The organism is Pseudomonas sp. GW823-FHT02C05, from assembly GCF_058797595.1.
Genome location: NZ_JBXAJU010000005.1, coordinates 225,383 through 245,303, shown reverse-complemented (window position 1 = coordinate 245,303; position 19,921 = coordinate 225,383). Strand labels below are relative to the sequence as shown.

Below are 19,921 nucleotides of genomic sequence, written 5' to 3'. Positions count from 1 at the left end.
TTTCGCCATTTCGTTACCGGCCGACTCACTTGCAGGACGAAATGGCGCACCAAAAACACACCCGAAAAGCAGCCGATGAGCGATTAGAGTGCAGATCCATGACCTTTGGCCCGTTAACCCTTCCAACACCCGGCCAAAGCTGGCACCATCGCGCCTTTTTTTACGCGACACCTACCGGATTTCAGGCGGATCCAGGGTTCAAACAGGCGTTCGGTTGTTGATGGGGCGACAGTCTTCTGTGCTGATGCGACAACCTGCCACACACCGTCTGTTTACCTCCGGTAGCGCTGTTGGCTGCGCTTGGAACCCTATGCTAGGGTCTGTTCCCGTTTGGTGACAGGCCGCGACGGGAGCCCACTGGGCACAGGGCAAGGCGCGAGGAGCGCGGTTTGGTTGTTCCAAATAAGCTCCGAGCAACACCGCCCTGTGCCCAGTGGGTTCCGTCCCTTCGGGTTGCGTGCCAAACGGCGCGAGGCTGCGTTGCGGGATTTGCCAAGGGAACAACCATTGGCGGCATCCCGCGCCTTGCCTCGCGCCGTTTGGCCCAGCAACGCGGCTCGTCACCAAGCGGGAACAGACCCTAATTGGCGCCTCGCCAGGAAGGCCGCCCAACAGCAGGAGCACAATGAACTCAATGAGGACCGCACATGGCTGAGGCCACGCCCGCGCTTGAAATCCGCAACTTGCACAAACGCTACGGCACTCAGGAGGTACTCAAGGGTATCTCGCTGACCGCACGCGACGGTGACGTGATATCGATCCTGGGTTCCTCCGGCTCCGGCAAGTCCACTTTCCTGCGTTGCATCAACCTGCTGGAAAACCCGCACCAGGGGCAGATCCTGGTAGCCGGCGAAGAGCTCAAGCTCAAGGCCGCGAAAAACGGCGAGCTGGTAGCCGCCGACGGCAAGCAGATCAACCGCCTGCGCAGCGAAATCGGGTTCGTCTTCCAGAATTTCAATCTCTGGCCGCACATGAGCGTGCTCGACAACATCATCGAGGCGCCACGCCGGGTGCTGGGCCAGAGCAAGGCCGAGGCCATCGAAGTGGCCGAGGCGCTGCTGGCCAAGGTCGGCATCGCCGACAAGCGCCACGCCTACCCGGCACAGCTGTCCGGCGGCCAGCAGCAGCGCGCCGCCATCGCCCGGACCCTGGCGATGCAACCCAAAGTCATCCTGTTCGACGAGCCGACCTCGGCCCTGGACCCGGAAATGGTCCAGGAAGTCCTCAACGTGATCCGCGCCCTGGCCGAAGAAGGCCGCACCATGTTGCTGGTCACCCACGAAATGAGCTTTGCCCGTCAGGTCTCCAGCGAAGTGGTGTTTCTGCACCAGGGTCTGGTAGAAGAGCAAGGATCGCCACAGCAGGTCTTCGAGAACCCGCTTTCGGCACGCTGCAAACAATTCATGTCCAGCAACCGCTAACGGAGCTACACGCATGCAGAGCTATAAGAAAATCCTCCTGGCCGCTGCCGTCACCCTGGCCTTCAGCGCCAGCGCTGCCGCCGAGACCCTGAAGATGGGCATCGAAGCAGCCTACCCACCGTTCAACAACAAGGACGCCAGCGGCCAGGTCGTGGGCTTCGACAAGGACATCGGCGACGCCCTGTGCGCCAAGATGAAAGTCGAGTGCACCGTGGTCACCTCCGACTGGGACGGCATCATTCCGGCCCTGAACGCGAAGAAGTTCGACTTCCTGATCTCCTCGCTGTCGATCACCGATGAGCGCAAGCAGGCGGTGGACTTCACCGACCCGTACTACTCCAACAAGCTGCAGTTCATCGCGCCCAAGGCCAGGACCGACTTCAAGACCGACAAGGCCTCGCTCAAGGGCAAGATCATCGGCGCGCAGCGGGCGACCCTGGCCGGTACCTGGCTGGAAGACAACCTGGGCGACGACATCACCATCAAGCTCTACGACACCCAGGAAAACGCTTACCTGGACCTGACCTCCGGCCGCCTGGACGCGATCCTGGCCGACAAGTACGTCAACTACGAGTGGCTCAAGAGCGACGCGGGCAAGCCTTATGAGTTCAAGGGCGAGCCAATGGTGGAAAGCGACAAGATCGGGATTGCCGTGCGCAAGAAAGATCCACTGCGCGAGAAGCTGAACGCCGCCCTGAAGGAAATCGTGGCCGACGGCACCTACAAGAAGATCAACGACAAGTACTTCCCGTTCAGCATCTATTGATACTGACTTGCCTGACCGGCGCTCGCCCCCTGGGCGCCGGTCCTTAGCAAAGCCATCCAGACCCCATGAATATCGATCTCTACGGATTCGGCCCGGCGCTCGCCGCCGGCGCGCTGATGACCGTCAAGCTGGCCCTCTCGGCGTTATGCCTGGGACTGGTGCTCGGCCTGCTCGGCGCCTTGGCCAAGACTTCCCCGTACAAGCCACTGCGCTGGCTTGGCGAAACCTATTCGACCATCGTGCGCGGCGTCCCGGAACTGCTGTGGGTGCTGCTGATCTACTACGGCACGGTGAACATGATGAGCGCGCTGGGCGAGCATTTCGGCAACCCCGATCTGGCCCTCAGTCCGTTTCTCGCCGGGGTGATCGCCCTCGGGCTGTGCTTTGGCGCCTATGCCACTGAAGTGTTTCGTGGCGCGATCCTGGCCATCCCCAAGGGCCACCGCGAGGCCGGCACCGCGCTGGGCCTTTCCAAGTTTCGGATATTCAGCCGCCTGATCCTGCCGCAGATGTGGCGCATTGCCCTGCCGGGCCTGGGCAACCTGTTCATGATCCTGATGAAGGACACCGCGCTGGTGTCGGTGATCGGCCTTGAAGAAATCATGCGCCACGCGCAGAACGCCGTGACCTTCGCCAAGCATCCCTTCACCTTCTTCATGGTCGCGGCCTTCATGTACCTGGGCCTGACCGTGCTGGCCATGACCGGCATGCACTTCCTGGAAAAACGCGCCGCCCGCGGCTTTGTGAGGACGACGTAATGGAATGGGAAGTCATCTACAAATGGCTGCCGAAGTTCATCCAGGGCGCGACGCTGACCCTGGAGCTGGTGGGCATCGCGGTGATTCTCGGCCTGCTGCTGGCCATCCCGCTGGGCATCGCCCGCTCGTCCAAGCTCTGGTACGTGCGCGCCCTGCCCTACGCCTACATCTTCTTCTTTCGCGGCACGCCGCTGCTGGTGCAGCTGTTCCTGGTGTATTACGGCCTGGCGCAGTTCGATGCGGTGCGCGACAGCTTCATGTGGCCCTACCTGCGCGACCCGTTCTGGTGCGCCACCGCCACCATGACCCTGCACACCGCGGCCTACATCGCCGAGATCCTGCGCGGCGCCATCCAGGCCATTCCCCCCGGTGAGATCGAAGCCGCGCGGGCCCTGGGCATGTCCCGGCCCAAGGCGCTGTTCTATATCATCCTGCCGCGGGCGGCGCGCATCGGCCTGCCGGCCTACAGCAACGAAGTGATCCTGATGCTCAAGGCCAGCTCCCTGGCCAGCACCGTGACCCTGCTGGAGCTGACCGGCATGGCGCGCACCATCATCGCCCGCAACTACCTGACGGTGGACATGTTCTTCACCGCCGGGGTGTTCTACCTGTTGATGTCGTTCATCCTGGTCCAGGCCTTCCGCCAACTGGAACGCTGGCTGCGGGTCGACGCCTGCCAGGGACGCTGATCTTCTCCCGCTCCCGCCAGGGAGCGGGTCTGCCCCGGACTCGACACCATGCCCGCCATCCTCCAAGGCCCCGCGCTGCTCGATCGCTTCCAGGCCCTGGACGGCTTCCTGCTTGAACACCAGGATCTCTGGCGGCCTCGTCCGTTCCAGTATCTGCACCTGCCCTGGGAAACCTCCTACCCGGAACTCGCCCAGTGGCTGCGCCAGCGCACCCTGGAAGACGCCGAGGCTGCCCACAACCACCCGGAACACCTCCAGGCACCCGCCCCCTTCGGCGAATTGGCCGCGCGCTCCGGGGCCCTGTCTGCCGTGGCCGAATGGCCCGGCCAGGCATTGCCGCCCCTGCGCCAGCGCCTCAGTGTCGACGTCCCCGGGCGCAAATGGCAGCAGATCGAAGCCTTCGCCGGCCGCCTGCACTTCACCCAGGCAACCGAGCACTGGCTCGACTGGTGTTCGGGCAAGGGCCACCTGGGGCGGCGCCTGCTGCAGCCCGGACAACAACTGACCTGCCTGGAATACGATCCGGCGCTGGTGACCAGCGGCGCGCAGCTGAGCCAGCACCACGGCCTGCCTGCCCGGCACCTGCACCAGGATGTACTGGCCGCCGACGCCGACCGCCACCTCGATGCCCGACACACCCCAGTGGCCCTGCACGCGTGCGGCGATCTGCATGTGCGCTTGATCCAGCTGGCCAGCCAGCAGGGTTGTCCACAGCTGGCCATCGCCCCCTGCTGCTACAACCGCACCCGCGCCAGCCACTACCAGGGCTTATCCACAGCCGCCCAGGCATCCCCCCTGGACCTGTCCCTGGAAGACCTGGCCTTGCCCATGAGCGAAACCGTCACTGCCGGTGCCCGAGTTCGGCGTCAGCGCGACACCTCCATGGCCCGCCGCCTGGCATTCGACCTGCTGCAACGGCAAGTGCGTGGCCTCGACGAATACCTGCCGACGCCATCCCTGCCCAGCCACTGGCTGGACAAGCCCTTCGCCGACTACTGCCGCGACCTTGCCGTGCTCAAGGAGTTATCCAAAGTGGGCCAGCCAGACTGGCCGGCCCTGGAAGCCGCCGGCTGGCAGCGCCTGGCCCAGGTGCGCAACCTGGAACTGCTGCGCGGCCTGTTCCGCCGGCCATTGGAACTGTGGCTGGTGCTGGACCGGGCATTGTTTCTGCAACAGCAGGGCTACCAGGTACGCCTGGGCACCTTCTGCCCTGCGCACCTGACCCCGCGCAATCTGCTGCTTCTGGCGGAGCGTTGAGAGCCTGCGACGGCCTGTCGCGACCTGTGGATAAGTCTGTTGATGGAATTCAATGAAAGCCCATGAAAGCCTGGCCTGGAGCCAAAAACAGAGGCTGGTCATTTTTTGTTCACAAAATAAACTGTCGAAAAAACAGCCAGTTGCGCAAGGAATGAGAAACGGTCCACAAAACCGGCCCGTCCAGGCCCTGGCAACCCATCCGTTGTGCATAAACACCTGAACGAACGGGCATAACGCCCTCTCGTCCAGGCCGTTTCCACAGGCTCTGTCACCTCCTGCCGCGGGCTATTCGTCCGCTCGCGCCGGGATCCACCATTCTTCGCCCCGGGCGGTACTGATGTACTCCGGCCAACGGAAATCGTGGGGCACCTTGAAGTCCTCGGGCAGCAGCGGCGCCTGCCAGCGACTGCCGCCGATACCGCCACCGGTGCGCTCGACGAACTCGGCCTTGGCCGCGCTGAGCAACGCCTCGTCGGTCAGCAGGTCCACCAGGGTTGCGGCAATGGTCTTGGCGGCGACCTCGATCATCGGGTCGATGGTCTGGCGGATGCCGCCCAGGGCGTTGGACACCCAGTCCGGATAGACTGTGCCAGCTGGCGCACTGAGCATCGGCCGGGCCACCAGCAGGCGCACGGTGGGGCAGTGCCAGGTGTATTCCGGGTAGTCATCGGAGGTCAGGTAGTTCTGCCAGGCGGGCATTTGCAGGCGCATCTGGCGCTCGCATTCCTGGGGTTCGATCAAGGCTTCGGTGGCCGGCAGAAATGGCCGTTCCATGGCTTCGAGGCCAAGGTTGCGCTGGATTTCCCGAGCGATCTCCCGGGCTTCTTCGTCCCACTGTGGAGCGCCCACCGCCGCCAGGTTGTCGTAGGTGGCCTGGGCCATGATGTGGTTGGGCAGGCCGCCCCGGGACTTGCACACCCAGGTCTTTTTCCAGCGGCAGCCAGTGGCCATGGCGGCCGCTGCGGCGTTGTTGTCCATGACCTGGGAGATGGTCTCGGCCTGCTCGATGGAATCGCAGCGCAGCAGGTACTGGATCTGCGACAGGTGCGGCGGCAGGTTGTCCGCGGTGGCCTGGCCGGCGGTGAGGATCGCTTCGTTGTAGCTCCACAGGCCGGTGAACGGCAGGGTCGAACGGCGCAGGCTTTCGTTCAGGGTGTAGAAATGCACCAGGGCGTCGTTGGCCCCCGGCGCCCGGGCCGCCAGATGGTTCTGCGGGATCGGGCTGTAGCGATCGGCGGCGATCCAGTTCTGCGGATCCTCGCAGGTAAAGCTGTAGATGTAGGCGTAGGCGATGCCGCAGTGGGTGTCCCAGGTGGTGGTGTTGTTCAGCGGCAACATGTAGGTGGGGTGGAAACTGATGGCGGCATCCAGGTCATCGTAGTAGCCCTTGGCGGCGTGGACCGGCTTGGAGGCGCGGAGCTTTTCCGCCGGCTCGCCGAAGAACCTGATGCTGCCCTGCAGGCCGAATTCCACCATGGTCGCCTTGGCCGCCAGGGCCCCGCCGAGGGCGCTGATGCCCAGGGCCGAGTGCGGGTCGGTGTGCCCCGGAGCGAAGCGCGACAGGCCATCGCGCGGCTGCTTGCGCGTAGTGGCCGCCTGGCAGTTGCCGGGCACCGCGTCGTATTCGCCGTAGGTGGCCAGCAGCGGTCCCTGGCCCTGGGTGAAGGTGGCGCAGAAGGCCGTGGGCATGCCGCCGCTGGCGCGCTCGACGGTGAAGCCCTCGGCTTCCAGCAGTTGCACGTACCAGGCGCTGGACTTGTATTCACGAAAGGCCGGCTCGGCGTAATGCCAGATGATCTGGTGCCAGTCCGACAGTTGCTGGCGGTGGCGTTCAACCCAATCCATGGCGAATTCTTTGTAACGGGACATCCGCGGCACTCCTGGTTATCCAGGTTCCGGCCGGCCGGCGCCAGGACGCCACAGCGCCCCCACTCGGCCTGCGGGACCTCTTGTTGTTATTAGGCTTGTCCGGTCGGCTAAAGGCCGGATCGAGGCTCAGTATTGGTGAAGCGCCGATTACATCAATCGAATTTTTTAGGCGGCAATGTCAAAGTAAATTGACCAGTTTGCCGAGAGGGCGGCCCATACTGCGCCGCACTATGTGCGGAATACGAACGCCGTCGAACACAGGTTCCCTTGACCCGGAGGTTGTATGCGCTACCCCTCGATCACCGCCCTGCGCGCCCTCGACGCGGTCGCCCGGCTGGGCAGCGTCACTGCTGCCGCCCAGCAACTGAGCCTGACCCGCAGCGCCATCAGCCACCAGATCATCAGCCTGGAACAGAGCCTGGGTTTTGCCCTCACCGAACGGGTTGGGCGCGGCATCGGCCTGACCTACCAGGGCCAGTGCTATGCCCGGGAGGTGCGGCGCATCCTGGCCGACATCCAGGACGCCGGGCGGCGTTTCGACGGCCTGTCGGTGTCCGGAAAACTGCGCATCAGCTGCAACCCGGGGTTCGCCAGTTTCTGGCTGTGCAATCACATCAACGGTTTCCTGCGCCAGTACCCCCAGGTGCAGTTGCAGGTGGTCAGCCCGCGCTCCCAGGACGACACCAGCGACGCCGAAGCCGACCTGTTCATCGCCTATGGCATCGGCGACTGGCCGGGGCTGCTGGTGGAGCAGATCGTTACCCTGCGCTTCTCACCGGTGTGCAGCCCACGCCTGATCAACGCCATCGGCGGCCTGAAGACCCCACTGGACCTCAAGGACTTCCCGCTGATCCACATGAGCGACACCAGCGACTGGCGGGTCTGGCTGGCAGCGGCGGGCGCCAGCCAGGTCAACGCCGACAGCGGCATCACCTTCTCCGATGCGCACTGTGCCCAGTCGGCCTGCATCGCCGCCCAGGGCGTGGCGATTGGCGACAACCTGCTCAGTGGCGACGCCCTGGCCCGGGGCCTGCTGGTGCGCCCGTTCGACATCAGCATCAGCGCCTTGCGCGGCTACTTCCTGGTGATCGACCCGGCCAAGGCCGAGCGCTCGGTGGTCCAGGCCTTCAGCGCCTGGTTGAAGAACCAGTTGCAGACCAGCGCCCAGCACATCTCGGACGCCCCCTCCGGCGAACCCTGAGGCGCTCGCGACTGGGAAATTTCACTCACCAATGAGACAAAAATTATTCCATTGATGTGGCGTTGCTTTTCACAATAATGAGCCGACCGCCTGCTGTTCCGACAATAAAAATTCCATAGCGCAGGCCGGCTTTGCGGGAGATCTCCGTAGTGTCCAGCAGTCCCTCGACTCAACTCAGCGCCCAAGGAATCAGCCAGTTCTACGGCAATTTCACTGCCCTGGACGGCATCGACCTCGACGTTCGCCAAGGCGAATTCCTCACCCTGCTCGGCCCCTCGGGCTCAGGCAAGACCACCCTGTTGATGATCCTCGCGGGCTTCCTCACCCCCAGCGCCGGCAAGCTGCTGGAGCGCGGTGTGGACATCAGCCGGCGGCCGGCGGAAAAACGCAACTACGGCATGGTGTTCCAGGGCTACGCGCTGTTTCCCCACATGAGCGTGGCCGACAACGTCGCCTACCCGTTGCGCATCCGAGGCGTGAAAGCCGAGGAGCGCCAGCGCCGGGTCAAGCACATCCTCGAAGTGGTGGGCCTGGGCGCCCACCTGAACAAGAAGCCGTCCGAACTTTCCGGTGGCCAGCAACAGCGCGTCGCCATCGCCCGGGCCCTGGTGTTCGAGCCGGACATGCTGCTGCTGGACGAGCCGCTCTCGGCCCTGGACAAGAACCTGCGCGAGCAGTTGCAGACCGAGCTGCAACGCATTCATCGCCAGGTCGGCACCAGCTTCGTCTTCGTCACCCATGACCAGGGTGAAGCCCTGGCGCTGTCGACCCGCATCGCCATCTTCAACCAGGGGCGGCTGGCACAGATCGACACCCCGGAAACCATCTACGACCGCCCGCGCAACCGCTTCGTCGCCGAGTTCCTGGGCAAGATGAACCTGTTCCCGCTGCAAGGCATTTCCCGCAACGGCAGCCAGGCCAGCGGACGCTTTGGCGACAGCCCGCTGCAGGCCACCACGTCCGGGGAAATCAGCAGCCAGCCGCAATTGCTGGCGGTACGCCCGGAACACATGACCCTGCACACCGAGCGCCCGCAAGCCGGCGAGCACAACGTGCTGCCCGCCTGCCTCGGCGAGCGGGTGTACCAGGGCTCCAGCACCCACCTGGCGCTGAACATCAGCCCGGAACTGGCACCGGTGAACCTCTCGGTGCCCGGCGACCACCCCGGCGCCCGATTGCCCAGCGGCACCCCGGTGTGGCTGAGCTGGCCGGTACGCCACAGCTTCCTGCTGGAAGCCTGAGCCGGCCGCTCCCCCATCGCGCACAGCTCTCCCATAACAATAATCGGCCGGCGCGCCCTGCACCGGCCTCGCGAGGACTTGCCCCATGAGCCAGCACCATCAACGCGACTGCATTGAAATCCTCATCGAAAAAGCCCGCGGCGGGCAGGTCAGCCGCCGCACCTTCCTCCAGGCCATGGGCCTGCTGGCGGCGGTGCCCCTGGCATTGCGCAGCGGTATCAGTTGGGCCGCCGACAAGCCCCTGGTGGTGGTCAACTGGGGCGGCGACGCACTCAATGCCTTTCGCAGCGCCTGGACCGACAGCTTCACCAAGAGCACCGGCATCCCGGTGCGCATCGACGGCGCAGGCCCCACCGAAGGGGCCATCCGTTCGCAGCTGGCCAGCGGCCGGCCGAGCTGGGACGTGGTCGACGTGGACAGCTACAGCGCCATGACCCTGGGCCGCGACAAGGTCCTGCAACCCCTGGACTACAGCGTGGTGCAGCGGGACCTGGTGGCGCCGTCGCTGTCCCACGAGCACGGCATCGCCGGCTACCTGTTCAGCTACGTGATCGCCTGGGACAGCCAGAAGTTCGGCGACAACGGCCCCAAGGACTGGGCGGATTTCTGGAACGTGGAGAAATTCCCCGGCAAGCGCACCCTCTACAAGTGGATGAACGGCATGCTCGAAGCCGCGCTGCTGGCCGATGGCGTGGCCGCCGAGCAGTTGTACCCGCTGGACGTGCCCCGCGCCTTGCGCAAGATCGATGAGCTCAAGCCCCATGTCCTGTCGTTCTGGGGGTCGGGTGCGGAAAGCCAGCAGTTGATGATCGAAGGCGAAGCCTCCATGGGCGCCATCTGGCACACCCGCGCCACCCTGCTCCACGAAGACAGCGGCGGCCGCATCAAGTGGGGCTTCGACCATGCCTTCCTCAACGCCAGCAGCTGGGGCGTGCTCAAGGACAACCCCGCGGGCACCGCACCGGCCATGCAGTTCATCCAGCACGCCTTGCAGCCGGCCGGGCAACTGAAGCTGTTCGAGGCCCTGGGCAACGGCCCGTCCAACGCCGCCACCCAGCAACTGATGAGCGCCGAACAGCGGGAGATCAACTGCGCCTCCGAAGCCAACATGAAGAAGCAGATCTTCCTCGACACCCAGTGGTACGCCGACCACTACTCCAGCACCCTGGAGCAGTACCTGACCCACCTGTCCAAATGAGCCGCCGACCATGAGTGCAACCCGAACCGCACGCCTGGAACGCAGCCTGCTGCTGTTCCCGCTGCCGCTGCTACTGGTGGTGTTCTATCTGTTGCCGTTCTTCGGCGTGGTGAGCTGGAGCTTCACCCTGCCGGAGACAGGCTTCGGGCAGTACCAGCGCATCGCAACCGATCCGGCGATCCACGACATGCTCCTGCGCACCCTGCGCCTGTGCCTGACCGTGAGCCTCTTGGCCCTGGTGATCGGCTACCTGCTGGCCTACTGCTGGGTGTTCAGCCCGCCGTTCTGGCAGCGCATGGTGGAGATCTGCGTGTTCATCCCGTTCTGGATCTCGGTGCTGGTGCGGGCCTTCGGCTGGCTGATCGCCCTGCGCAGCAACGGCGTGGTCAACGACAGCCTGCTGTCCCTGGGCTGGATCGATCACCCCTTGCAACTGACCCGCAACGAACTGGGGGTGGTGATCGGAATGCTGCACTTCATGATCCCCTATGCCCTGTTCCCGCTGCTGTCGAGCATGCGCCAGCTGGATCAACGGGTGCTGCTGGCCTCACGCGGCCTGGGGGCCGGCGCCCTGCGCACCTTCTGGCAGGTGCTGCTGCCGCAGACCCTGCCGGGGCTGCTGGGGGCCTTCATCATGGTCTTCGTGTTCTGCCTGGGCTTCTTCATCACCCCGGTGCTACTGGGCGGCGGGCAGACGGTGATGATTGCCGAATACGTGTTCCTGCAGATGTTCCAGACCAGCAACTGGGGCCTGGGCGCGGCCCTGAGCCTGGTGCTGCTGACCCTGGTCAGCGCGCTGATCTGGCTGCTGATGCGCATCACCCGTGTCAATCGACTGGTGGGTTGAGGTCACTATGAATACACATCGCACTGCCCTGAGTACCCGGCTGATCGCCGTGGTCGCCATGGCCTTCATGCTGTTCCCGCTGCTGACGGTGATCCCGGTTTCCTTCACCGCCAAACGCTACCTGTCGATGCCCGACGGCCACTGGTCGCTGCGCCACTACGAGGCGCTGCTGAGCAACCCCGACTGGCTGTCGAGCATCGGCCAGAGCCTGGCCATCGCCAGCGCCACCAGCCTGATCGCCACCTTGCTGGCGGTGAGTTTCAGCCTCGGCATCTGGTACCTGCGCTCGCGCCTGGCAACCCTGCTGATCGGCCTGGTGCTGCTGCCCATGGCCATTCCGCCGGTGATCTCGGCGCTGGTGCTGTACTTCATGGAAACCAACCTCGGGCGCATCGCCCCGGGCTGGGGCTACGACACCCTGCCCGGGGTGGTGATCGCCCATGTGGTGATGGTGGTGCCCTACGGCGTGGTGACCATGCTCGTGGCGCTGAGCCAGGTGGACCGGCGCATCGAACTGGCCTCGCGCAACCTGGGGGCGAGCCTGATGCAGACCACCTTCCTGGTGATGTTGCCGAACCTCAAGCTGGGGATCTTCTCCACCGCGCTGCTGAGCTTTGCCCTGTCCTGGGAGGAAGTGGCGGTGACCCTGTTCATCACCAGTGTCGACGTCAACACCCTGCCGCGGCGGATCTGGAGCGGCCTGCGCGATAACGTCGACCCCAGCGTGGCGGCGATCTCGGTGCTGCTGATCGGCCTGACCCTGCTGGTACTCATGGGCCGCCTGGCCTTGCAGTACGCCGCCCAGCGCCGCGCCCGCTCCTAGCGCCCGTGGCGAGGGAGCTTGCTCCCTCGCCACGGGGCCCACCCTACTCCCTGGCTATTCGCTTCCGAGCTGACCGAAGTCATCCCTCACTCCCCGCGTTTTATCCGATAGTGCCCCGCTCGCCCACCCGGTTGCCCAGGCTCTTCTAGACTCAATGGGTGGTCGTAGATGGAACCGAACAAGTCGCTTTCGTGCAGATGAACCAGAAGCAGCGTGTCAAGCTGCCCTTTATGCCCTGAACAGGTGCGGCAACGACCGCGCCGGGTACAACAAGATGCCCATTCAGGGTGCATGGCCAACGGCCTGAAACGCCGCGCTACCGTGACGCGGCAACCAGCGCCGCAGCCGACACTTTCGGACAGCCGACAACCACCAGGTGTGTCCGTGACCGTGAGGAATGCTGTATGCCTGATGAAACACTGCACCTGCCTCTGATCCACCGCCTGCTGGAGCGCCACAAAGACTCCCCGGGCGCGCTGCTGCCGATCCTCCACCAGATCCAGGAAGAGCTCGGCTACATCCCCGATCCCGCCATCCCGGAAATAGCCCACAGCCTCAACCTGAGCCAGGCCGAAGTTCGCGGGGTAATCAGCTTCTACCATGACTTTCGTACCTCGCCGCCGGCGCGGCACATCCTGCGCCTGTGCCGCGCCGAATCCTGCCAGAGCCGCGGCGCCGAGCAACTGGCGGCGCAGCTGCGCGAGCGCCTGCAACTGGACGACCACGGCAGCAGCGCCGACGGCAACATCAGCCTGCGGCCGGTATATTGCCTGGGGGCCTGCGCCTGCTCGCCAGCCCTGGAGCTGGATGGCCAGCTGCATGCACGCCTGAGCGCAGAGCGCCTGGACGCGCTGCTCGACAGCTGCCGGGAGGACGCGTGATGCCCAGCCTCTACCTGCCCTGTGATTCCCTGGCCCGCGCCGTGGGCGCCGATGAAGTGGCCAAGGCCATCGCCACCCAGGCCGAACAGCGCCAGCTACCGCTGCAACTGCAACGCACCAGCTCCCGTGGCCTGTACTGGCTGGAGCCGCTGCTGGAAGTCGACACCCCGGACGGGCGCCTGGGCTTCGGCCCGGTGGGCGCCGCCGACGTACCGGCGCTGCTGGACGCCCTGCAAGGCGATGCCGCCAGCCATCCCCTGGCCCTGGGCCGGGTCGAAGACCTGCCCTACCTGAAGAACCAGCAACGCCTGCTGTTCGCCCGCGCCGGCATTACCCGGCCGCTGTCCCTGGCCGACTACCGGGCCCACGGCGGCTTCGAGGGCCTGACCCGCTCCATCACCCTGGGCGGCGAGCAGACCGTGGCCGCGGTGCTCGATTCCGGCCTGCGCGGCCGTGGCGGCGCGGCCTTCCCCGCCGGGATCAAATGGCGCACCGTGCGCGACACGCCGCAGCAGCAGAAATACCTGGTGTGCAACGCCGACGAAGGCGACTCCGGCACCTTCGCCGACCGCATGCTGATGGAAGGCGACCCGTTCCTGCTGATCGAAGGCATGGCCATTGCCGGCCTCGCGGTCGGCGCCAGCTACGGCTACATCTACGTACGCTCGGAATACCCCCAGGCCGTGGCGACCCTGCGCGAGGCCCTGGACATCGCCCGGGATGCCGGTTACCTCGGGGCCAACGCCGGCGGTAGCGGCCAGGCCTTCGACATGGAAGTGCGGGTCGGTGCCGGGGCCTATATCTGCGGCGAGGAGACCGCCCTGCTGGATTCCCTGGAAGGCAAGCGCGGCATCGTTCGCGCCAAGCCGCCGATCCCGGCGCTGCAAGGCCTGTTCGGCCAGCCGACCCTGGTGCACAACGTGCTGACCCTGGCCTCGGTGCCGCTGATCCTGGCCAAGGGCGCGGCGTTCTATCGTGACTACGGCATGGGCCGGTCCCTGGGCACCATGCCCTTCCAACTGGCGGGCAACGTGCGCCACGGCGGCCTGGTGGAACGGGCCTTCGGCCTGACCCTGCGCGAGCTGGTGGAAGGCTATGGCGGCGGCACCGCCAGCGGCCGGCCACTGAAGGCTGCGCAAGTCGGCGGCCCGCTCGGCGCCTGGGTACCGCCTTCGCAGTTCGATACGCCGCTGGATTACGAAGCCTTCGCCGCCATGGGCGCGATGCTCGGCCACGGCGGTGTGGTGGTGGCCGACGACAGCCTGGACCTGGCCCGCATGGCGCGCTTCGCCCTGCAGTTCTGCGCCGAGGAATCCTGCGGCAAATGCACCCCGTGCCGCATCGGCTCGACCCGCGGCGTGGAGGTCATCGATCGCCTGCTGGCCGCTCCCGATCAAGGCCGCCGCGATGAGCAGGCGCTGATCCTCAAGGACCTGTGCGACACCCTGCAATACGGCTCGCTGTGCGCCCTGGGCGGGATGACCTCCTACCCGGTGGCCAGCGCCCTGAAGCACTTCCCCGCCGACTTCGGTCTGGCGCCCTCGGAGGCCGAGCAATGATCACTCTTTTCGACCCAGCCACAGACATCGATCTCAATGCCGTGGACTTCGGCACCCCGGCCCGCGACAGCCAGGTGCAGGTCAGCCTGAACATCGACGGGCGCAGCATCAGCGTGTCCCAGGGCACCTCGGTGATGCGCGCCGCGGCCCTGATGGGCACCACCATTCCCAAACTCTGCGCCACCGACAGCCTGGAAGCCTTCGGTTCGTGCCGCATGTGCCTGGTGGAGATCGACGGCATGCGCGGCTACCCGGCCTCCTGCACCACCCCGGTCAGCGAAGGCATGGTGGTGCATACGCAAACGCCGAAACTGGCGACCCTGCGCCGCAACGTGATGGAGCTGTACATCTCCGACCACCCCCTGGACTGCCTGACCTGCTCGGCCAATGGCAACTGCGAACTGCAGACCGTCGCCGGCCAGGTGGGCCTGCGGGAAGTGCGCTACGGCTATGACGGCGCCAACCACCTGGACGATCAGAAAGACACCTCCAACCCCTACTTCGACTACGACCCGAGCAAGTGCATCGTCTGCAACCGCTGCGTGCGCGCCTGCGAGGAAACCCAGGGCACCTTCGCCCTGACCATCAGCGGCCGCGGCTTCGAATCCCGGGTTGCGGCGGCCGGTGGCGACAACTTCCTGGACTCCGAATGCGTGTCCTGCGGCGCCTGCGTGCAGGCCTGCCCCACCGCCACCCTGATGGAAAAGAGCGTGGTACAGATGGGCCAGCCGGAGCGGGCGGTGATCACCACCTGCGCCTACTGCGGCGTGGGTTGCTCGTTCCGCGCCGAGATGAAGGGTGACCAGCTGGTGCGCATGGTTCCGGACAAGAACGGCCAGGCCAACCACGGCCACTCCTGCGTCAAGGGCCGCTTCGCCTGGGGCTACGCCACCCACCCGGACCGCATCACCAAGCCGATGATCCGCAAGCACATCAGCGACCCGTGGCAGGAAGTCAGCTGGGACGAAGCGGTGACCTACGCCGCCAGCGAGCTGCGGCGCATCCAGTTCAAGTACGGCCGCGACTCCATCGGCGGTATCACCTCCAGCCGCTGCACCAACGAAGAAACCTACCTGGTGCAGAAACTGGTGCGGGCAGCCTTCGGCAACAACAACGTCGACACCTGTGCGCGAGTCTGCCACTCGCCCACCGGCTACGGCCTCAAGCAGACCCTGGGGGAGTCCGCCGGGACCCAGAGCTTCGACTCGGTGATGCAGGCCGACGTGATCCTGGTGATGGGTGCCAACCCCAGCGACGCCCACCCGGTGTTCGGTTCCCAGCTCAAACGGCGCCTGCGTGAAGGGGCCAAGCTGATCGTCATCGACCCGCGACGCATCGATCTGGTGGACTCGGTGCACGCCCGCGCCGAGCTGCACCTGGCCCTGCGCCCGGGCACCAACGTGGCCATGCTCAATGCCCTGGCCCATGTGATCGTCACCGAAGGGCTGGTCAATCAGGGGTTCGTCGATGCCCGCTGCGAGCCGGAAGCCTTCGCCCAGTGGAGCGCCTTCGTCAGCCGCGCCGACAACTCGCCGGAAGTGCTCGGCGCCATCTGCGGCGTACCTGCCGCCGATATCCGCGCCGCCGCGCGCTTGTACGCCACCGGCGGCAACGCGGCGATCTACTACGGCCTGGGCGTCACCGAACACAGCCAGGGCAGCACCTCGGTGATGGGCATCGCCAACCTGGCCATGGCCACCGGCAACATCGGCCGCGAAGGGGTCGGGGTGAACCCGCTGCGGGGGCAGAACAACGTCCAGGGTTCCTGCGACATGGGCTCCTTCCCCCACGAGCTGCCGGGCTATCGGCACATCTCCAACCAGGCGGTGCGCCAGCAGTTCGAGCAGGCCTGGAACGTCACCCTGCAGGCCGATCCCGGGCTGCGCATTCCCAACATGTTCGAAGCAGCCCTGGGCGGCAGCTTCAAGGGCCTGTACTGCCAGGGCGAGGACATCGCCCAGAGCGACCCCAACACCCAGCACGTGACCGCGGCCCTGTCGGCCATGGAATGCGTGGTGGTGCAGGACATCTTCCTCAACGAAACCGCCAAGTTCGCCCACGTGTTCCTGCCGGGCAGCTCGTTCCTGGAAAAGGACGGCACTTTCACCAACGCCGAACGGCGCATCTCCCGGGTGCGCAAGGTCATGGAGCCGCTGGGCGGCAAGGCCGACTGGGAAGGCACCCTGGCCCTGGCCGCGGCCCTGGGCTACCCGATGCACTACAGCCATCCCTCGGAAATCATGGATGAGATCGCCCGCCTGACCCCGACCTTCACCGGCGTCAGCTACGCCAGCCTGGACCGCCACGGCAGCCTGCAATGGCCGTGCAACGACGCCGCGCCGGATGGCACGCCGACCATGCACATCGACGAGTTCGTGCGTGGCAAGGGGCGCTTCATGCTCACCGGCTACGTGCCCACCGACGAGAAGGTCAACGGTCGCTACCCGCTGCTGCTGACCACCGGCCGCATCCTCAGCCAGTACAACGTCGGCGCCCAGACCCGGCGTACCGACAACGTCGCCTGGCACGCCGAGGACCGCCTGGAAATCCACCCCACCGATGCCGAGAGCCGGGGCATCAACGAAGGCGATTGGGTGGGCATCGGCAGCCGCGCCGGGCAGACCGTGCTGCGGGCCCGGGTCACCGAGCGGGTGGCACCGGGGGTGGTCTACACCACCTTCCACTTCCCCGAGTCGGGGGCCAACGTGATCACCACCGACAACTCCGACTGGGCCACCAACTGTCCGGAATACAAGGTCACCGCGGTGGAAGTCAGCCGCGTCTACCACCCTTCCGAATGGCAGAAGCGCTACCAGGCATTCAGCGAAGAGCAGCATCGCCTGCTGGACAAGCGTGGCCGCTCCCGGGGCGGCAAGGCGGAGGTGCGCCGATGAGCACCGCCAACCTGATCAAGATGGCCAACCAGATCGCCTCGTACTTCGCCAATGAGCCGGACCAGGTACAGGCCGTGCTCAGCGTACGCAACCACATGCAGATGTTCTGGACCCCAGGCATGCGCAAGGAACTGCTGGCCTGGCAGACCGAGCAGCAAGGGGCCGAACTGCATCCACTCGTGCAGCAGGCGGTGCGCGACGCGGGCTGGGAGGCCTAGACCAGCCCTCACCCCCGGCCTGCTACCCCAGGCCGGGGCTACCCTCCAACGGCTCAGCTACCCGGGCACTTGCTGTCCACCGGCGGCTTGGCCTGGACCGCCATCGGCATGACCGCTCCCGGCTTGCCCAGGGGCAACAACTGGTACACCGCAAAGGCACACATGGCTGCGGTTTCGCCGTTCGCCTGGGGGATGTAGTTCAGGCCGACATAGGCCTCGTAGCTCTTGCCCGGCTCGAACAGCACCACCTTCCTCACCTCAGGGCAGGTGCTGTAGGTGCTGCCATAGCCACCTGCCGCCACGCCCCCGCCTTCCAGCAGGAAAGGCCGGCCCGCCGGTACCCGGTACTCGGTGGCGATCTCGTTGTAGGCGCCCTCGCCCCTGCGGATCGCCCCTGCGTAGGCCGGCAGTTTCGGCGCGAACCTGGGCAGCATGTCGATCTGCCGGGGCTGCACCGGGAACTGCGGGTAGTTGATGTTGGCCTGTTGATCGCTGCCGAAACGCCCGGCCTTGGCCAGGCGCTTGCTGTCCCCCAGGCACCCGGCATAGGCGTCCCCGCGCACCTCGCCGTTGGTGATCACCCGCAACTGCGCGGTCGGCACGCTCAGGGGCGGTTCCGAATAGGGCTGTACCGGTTTGACACTGCAAGCGCCGAGCAACGCCAACGCGGCCAGCAGGGTGGGAGTTGCGAGATTCATCACTGAAGTTTCCTTTGACTGAAGCGGCCACCGGGCCCGCACAGGCTATCGGCCGAGTGCCCGCAGCCTTCACTGCCACCCAGGCACTTTCCACAAAACACAAGCCAGCTTGTGCCCGCCGGGATGTACCCGGCAACCCCTGCCACCTACGCTGCGCCGACCTGCCTTCAACAACAAAAACAAAAGGAAGCGACGGTTATGGCACTCGATTATCTGGTAATGGCGATCTACGTCCTGCTGATGGCCGGCCTCGGCTGGTGGGGCATGCGCAAAGTGAAAAGCCAGGATGACTTTCTGGTGGCCGGGCGCCGCCTGGGCCCGGCCCTGTACCTGGGCACGCTGTCGGCGGTGATGCTCGGCGGCGCTTCCACCATAGGCTCGGTGCGCCTGGGCTACAGCTACGGCATTTCCGGGCTGTGGCTGGTGTTCATGCTGGGCCTGGGGATCATCGTGCTGAGCCTGGTGTTCTCCCGGCAGATCGCCCAGTTGCGGGTCTTTACCGTGACCCAGATCCTGGAGCAGCGCTATCAGGCGTCCTCGCGGCTGATCGGTGGCTGCGTGATGGTGGCCTACGACCTGATGGTGGCGGTGACCGCCACCATCGCCATCGGCTCGATCACCGAAGTGGTGTTCGAGATCCCGCGGATCACCGCGATCCTCTGCGGCGGCGGCCTGGTGATCTTCTACTCGGTGATCGGCGGCATGTGGTCGCTGACCCTCACCGACATCATCCAGTTCGTGATCATGACCCTGGGGATCTTCGGCGTCCTGCTGCCCATGAGCCTGGGCCAAGCCGGCGGCCTGGAAGCCTTGCAGGCCAACCTGCCGGCGGGCTTCTTCGAGCTGGGCAATATCGGCCTGGACACCATCCTCACCTACTTCCTGCTGTACTTCTTCGGCGCCCTGATCGGCCAGGACATCTGGCAGCGGCTGTTCACCGCCCGCAGTGAAAGCGTGGTGCGCTACGCCGGGCTCGGCGCCGGGATCTACTGCATGTTCTATGGCGCCGCCTGCGCCCTGGTGGGGGCCGCCGCCAAACTGCTGCTGCCGGACCTGGCGGTGGCGGAAAACGCCTTCGCCGAAGTCACCCGCAGCGTGTTGCCCGCCGGCCTGCGCGGCTTGGTGGTGGCCGCGGCCCTGGCCGCCATCATGTCTACCGCCAGCGCCTGCCTGCTGGCGTCGGCCACGGTGCTCAAGGAAGACATCTACAGCCGCTTCCTTACCCGGGGCGGGGAAAACCACTTGGCCAGCAGCCGCTGGATCACCCTCGGGCTGGGGGCGGCGATGCTGTTGATGGCGTGCCTGGTGAACGACGTGATCGCCGGGCTGAGCATCGCCTACAACCTGCTGGTGGGCGGCCTGCTGGTGCCGATCATGGGCGCGCTGCTGTGGCGCCGCGCCTCGGCCAGGGGCGCCATCGCCTGCATGCTCACCGGCAGCCTGACGGTGATCGCGTTCATGGTCCGCGACGGCATTCTCGCCAACACCCCGATCTACTACGGGCTTGGGGTCAGCCTGCTGACCTTTGTCGGCGTCAGCCTGACAAGCCGGGCGGCACCGGCACTGCGCAGCGCCACCGAATAAATCCTTCACAGCGAACA

The 19,921-nt window shown here is 65.7% G+C and carries 17 protein-coding genes; 15 read left to right on the top strand and 2 right to left on the bottom strand.

The features are described from left to right. Positions 1–647: 647 nt before the first annotated feature. The 5 genes from AC1RGE_RS26315 to AC1RGE_RS26295 all read left to right on the top strand — a co-directional run bounded on the left by AC1RGE_RS26315 (position 648) and on the right by AC1RGE_RS26295 (position 4,891). A complete protein-coding gene (locus tag AC1RGE_RS26315) occupies positions 648–1,421 on the top strand; it encodes an ABC transporter ATP-binding protein (RefSeq protein ID WP_011058719.1) in 774 nt (257 codons plus the stop codon). 13 nt (positions 1,422–1,434) lie between these two features. Further along, positions 1,435–2,187, top strand: coding sequence for an ABC transporter substrate-binding protein (locus AC1RGE_RS26310; RefSeq protein WP_492585274.1), 753 nt, complete (start codon positions 1,435–1,437; stop codon positions 2,185–2,187). A 65-nt stretch (positions 2,188–2,252) separates the two neighbouring features. Then, a complete protein-coding gene (locus AC1RGE_RS26305; protein WP_011058717.1) occupies positions 2,253–2,945 on the top strand; it encodes an ABC transporter permease in 693 nt (230 codons plus the stop codon). Continuing rightward, entirely contained in the window at positions 2,945–3,634 is a 690-nt protein-coding gene (locus AC1RGE_RS26300; RefSeq protein WP_011058716.1) for an ABC transporter permease, read from the top strand. Before AC1RGE_RS26305 ends, AC1RGE_RS26300 begins: the two co-directional genes overlap by 1 nt. A gap of 48 nt (positions 3,635–3,682) precedes the next feature. Next, positions 3,683–4,891, top strand: a complete 1,209-nt coding sequence (locus tag AC1RGE_RS26295) for a methyltransferase (protein ID WP_492585272.1) — start codon at positions 3,683–3,685, stop codon at positions 4,889–4,891. A 285-nt stretch (positions 4,892–5,176) separates the two neighbouring features. Here the strand turns inward: AC1RGE_RS26295 and AC1RGE_RS26290 are convergent, their stop codons facing one another. Next, positions 5,177–6,760: a zinc-binding metallopeptidase family protein gene (locus tag AC1RGE_RS26290; RefSeq protein ID WP_103290615.1), complete on the bottom strand. Its 1,584-nt coding sequence runs from the start codon at positions 6,758–6,760 to the stop codon at positions 5,177–5,179. Between the two features lie 283 nt (positions 6,761–7,043). Here AC1RGE_RS26290 and AC1RGE_RS26285 point away from each other — a divergent pair, with 283 nt between their 5' ends. The 9 genes from AC1RGE_RS26285 to AC1RGE_RS26245 all read left to right on the top strand — a co-directional run bounded on the left by AC1RGE_RS26285 (position 7,044) and on the right by AC1RGE_RS26245 (position 17,622). Then, positions 7,044–7,961: a LysR substrate-binding domain-containing protein gene (locus tag AC1RGE_RS26285; RefSeq protein ID WP_011058712.1), complete on the top strand. Its 918-nt coding sequence runs from the start codon at positions 7,044–7,046 to the stop codon at positions 7,959–7,961. Between the two features lie 149 nt (positions 7,962–8,110). Then, positions 8,111–9,202, top strand: a complete 1,092-nt coding sequence (locus AC1RGE_RS26280; RefSeq protein WP_019093895.1) for an ABC transporter ATP-binding protein — start codon at positions 8,111–8,113, stop codon at positions 9,200–9,202. 85 nt (positions 9,203–9,287) lie between these two features. After that, positions 9,288–10,400 (top strand): ABC transporter substrate-binding protein, encoded by a 1,113-nt coding sequence (locus AC1RGE_RS26275; RefSeq protein ID WP_015633809.1) that lies wholly within the window; start codon positions 9,288–9,290, stop codon positions 10,398–10,400. Between the two features lie 10 nt (positions 10,401–10,410). Further along, positions 10,411–11,247, top strand: coding sequence for an ABC transporter permease (locus AC1RGE_RS26270; RefSeq protein ID WP_011058710.1), 837 nt, complete (start codon positions 10,411–10,413; stop codon positions 11,245–11,247). 7 nt (positions 11,248–11,254) lie between these two features. After that, positions 11,255–12,070, top strand: a complete 816-nt coding sequence (locus AC1RGE_RS26265; RefSeq protein WP_019093897.1) for an ABC transporter permease — start codon at positions 11,255–11,257, stop codon at positions 12,068–12,070. 404 nt (positions 12,071–12,474) lie between these two features. Beyond that, positions 12,475–12,951, top strand: coding sequence for a formate dehydrogenase subunit gamma (locus AC1RGE_RS26260; RefSeq protein ID WP_019093898.1), 477 nt, complete (start codon positions 12,475–12,477; stop codon positions 12,949–12,951). Next, the gene (locus AC1RGE_RS26255) at positions 12,951–14,510 is read left to right on the top strand and encodes a formate dehydrogenase beta subunit (protein ID WP_492585270.1); all 1,560 of its coding nucleotides are present in this window, start codon (positions 12,951–12,953) and stop codon (positions 14,508–14,510) included. The genes AC1RGE_RS26260 and AC1RGE_RS26255 overlap by 1 nt, the downstream gene beginning before the upstream one ends. Beyond that, the gene (gene fdhF / locus AC1RGE_RS26250; RefSeq protein ID WP_492585268.1) at positions 14,507–17,404 is read left to right on the top strand and encodes a formate dehydrogenase subunit alpha; all 2,898 of its coding nucleotides are present in this window, start codon (positions 14,507–14,509) and stop codon (positions 17,402–17,404) included. Before AC1RGE_RS26255 ends, fdhF begins: the two co-directional genes overlap by 4 nt. Continuing rightward, positions 17,401–17,622 carry a formate dehydrogenase subunit delta gene (locus AC1RGE_RS26245; RefSeq protein WP_011058705.1) on the top strand — a complete coding sequence of 74 codons (222 nt, stop codon included), beginning with the start codon at positions 17,401–17,403 and terminating at the stop codon, positions 17,620–17,622. Before fdhF ends, AC1RGE_RS26245 begins: the two co-directional genes overlap by 4 nt. A 53-nt stretch (positions 17,623–17,675) precedes the next feature. Here AC1RGE_RS26245 and AC1RGE_RS26240 read toward each other — a convergent pair whose 3' ends face one another. Further along, positions 17,676–18,320: a hypothetical protein gene (locus AC1RGE_RS26240; RefSeq protein ID WP_011058704.1), complete on the bottom strand. Its 645-nt coding sequence runs from the start codon at positions 18,318–18,320 to the stop codon at positions 17,676–17,678. Between the two features lie 198 nt (positions 18,321–18,518). Between AC1RGE_RS26240 and AC1RGE_RS26235 the strand changes: the two genes are divergently transcribed. Next, complete coding sequence (locus tag AC1RGE_RS26235; RefSeq protein WP_053148563.1) at positions 18,519–19,904, top strand: sodium:solute symporter family protein; 1,386 nt, start codon at positions 18,519–18,521, stop codon at positions 19,902–19,904. Positions 19,905–19,921: the final 17 nt, after the last annotated feature.

What these genes read in the sequence shown, in the direction of transcription:
- AC1RGE_RS26315 (WP_011058719.1), top strand. Translation starts at nt 648, where the DNA reads ATGGCTGAGGCCACGCCCGCGCTTGAAATCCGCAACTTGCACAAACGC.
- AC1RGE_RS26310 (WP_492585274.1), top strand. Translation starts at nt 1,435, where the DNA reads ATGCAGAGCTATAAGAAAATCCTCCTGGCCGCTGCCGTCACCCTGGCC.
- AC1RGE_RS26305 (WP_011058717.1), top strand. Translation starts at nt 2,253, where the DNA reads ATGAATATCGATCTCTACGGATTCGGCCCGGCGCTCGCCGCCGGCGCG.
- AC1RGE_RS26300 (WP_011058716.1), top strand. Translation starts at nt 2,945, where the DNA reads ATGGAATGGGAAGTCATCTACAAATGGCTGCCGAAGTTCATCCAGGGC.
- AC1RGE_RS26295 (WP_492585272.1), top strand. Translation starts at nt 3,683, where the DNA reads ATGCCCGCCATCCTCCAAGGCCCCGCGCTGCTCGATCGCTTCCAGGCC.
- AC1RGE_RS26290 (WP_103290615.1), bottom strand. Translation starts at nt 6,760, where the DNA reads ATGTCCCGTTACAAAGAATTCGCCATGGATTGGGTTGAACGCCACCGC.
- AC1RGE_RS26285 (WP_011058712.1), top strand. Translation starts at nt 7,044, where the DNA reads ATGCGCTACCCCTCGATCACCGCCCTGCGCGCCCTCGACGCGGTCGCC.
- AC1RGE_RS26275 (WP_015633809.1), top strand. Translation starts at nt 9,288, where the DNA reads ATGAGCCAGCACCATCAACGCGACTGCATTGAAATCCTCATCGAAAAA.
- AC1RGE_RS26270 (WP_011058710.1), top strand. Translation starts at nt 10,411, where the DNA reads ATGAGTGCAACCCGAACCGCACGCCTGGAACGCAGCCTGCTGCTGTTC.
- AC1RGE_RS26265 (WP_019093897.1), top strand. Translation starts at nt 11,255, where the DNA reads ATGAATACACATCGCACTGCCCTGAGTACCCGGCTGATCGCCGTGGTC.
- AC1RGE_RS26260 (WP_019093898.1), top strand. Translation starts at nt 12,475, where the DNA reads ATGCCTGATGAAACACTGCACCTGCCTCTGATCCACCGCCTGCTGGAG.
- AC1RGE_RS26255 (WP_492585270.1), top strand. Translation starts at nt 12,951, where the DNA reads ATGCCCAGCCTCTACCTGCCCTGTGATTCCCTGGCCCGCGCCGTGGGC.
- fdhF (WP_492585268.1), top strand. Translation starts at nt 14,507, where the DNA reads ATGATCACTCTTTTCGACCCAGCCACAGACATCGATCTCAATGCCGTG.
- AC1RGE_RS26245 (WP_011058705.1), top strand. Translation starts at nt 17,401, where the DNA reads ATGAGCACCGCCAACCTGATCAAGATGGCCAACCAGATCGCCTCGTAC.
- AC1RGE_RS26240 (WP_011058704.1), bottom strand. Translation starts at nt 18,320, where the DNA reads ATGAATCTCGCAACTCCCACCCTGCTGGCCGCGTTGGCGTTGCTCGGC.
- AC1RGE_RS26235 (WP_053148563.1), top strand. Translation starts at nt 18,519, where the DNA reads ATGGCACTCGATTATCTGGTAATGGCGATCTACGTCCTGCTGATGGCC.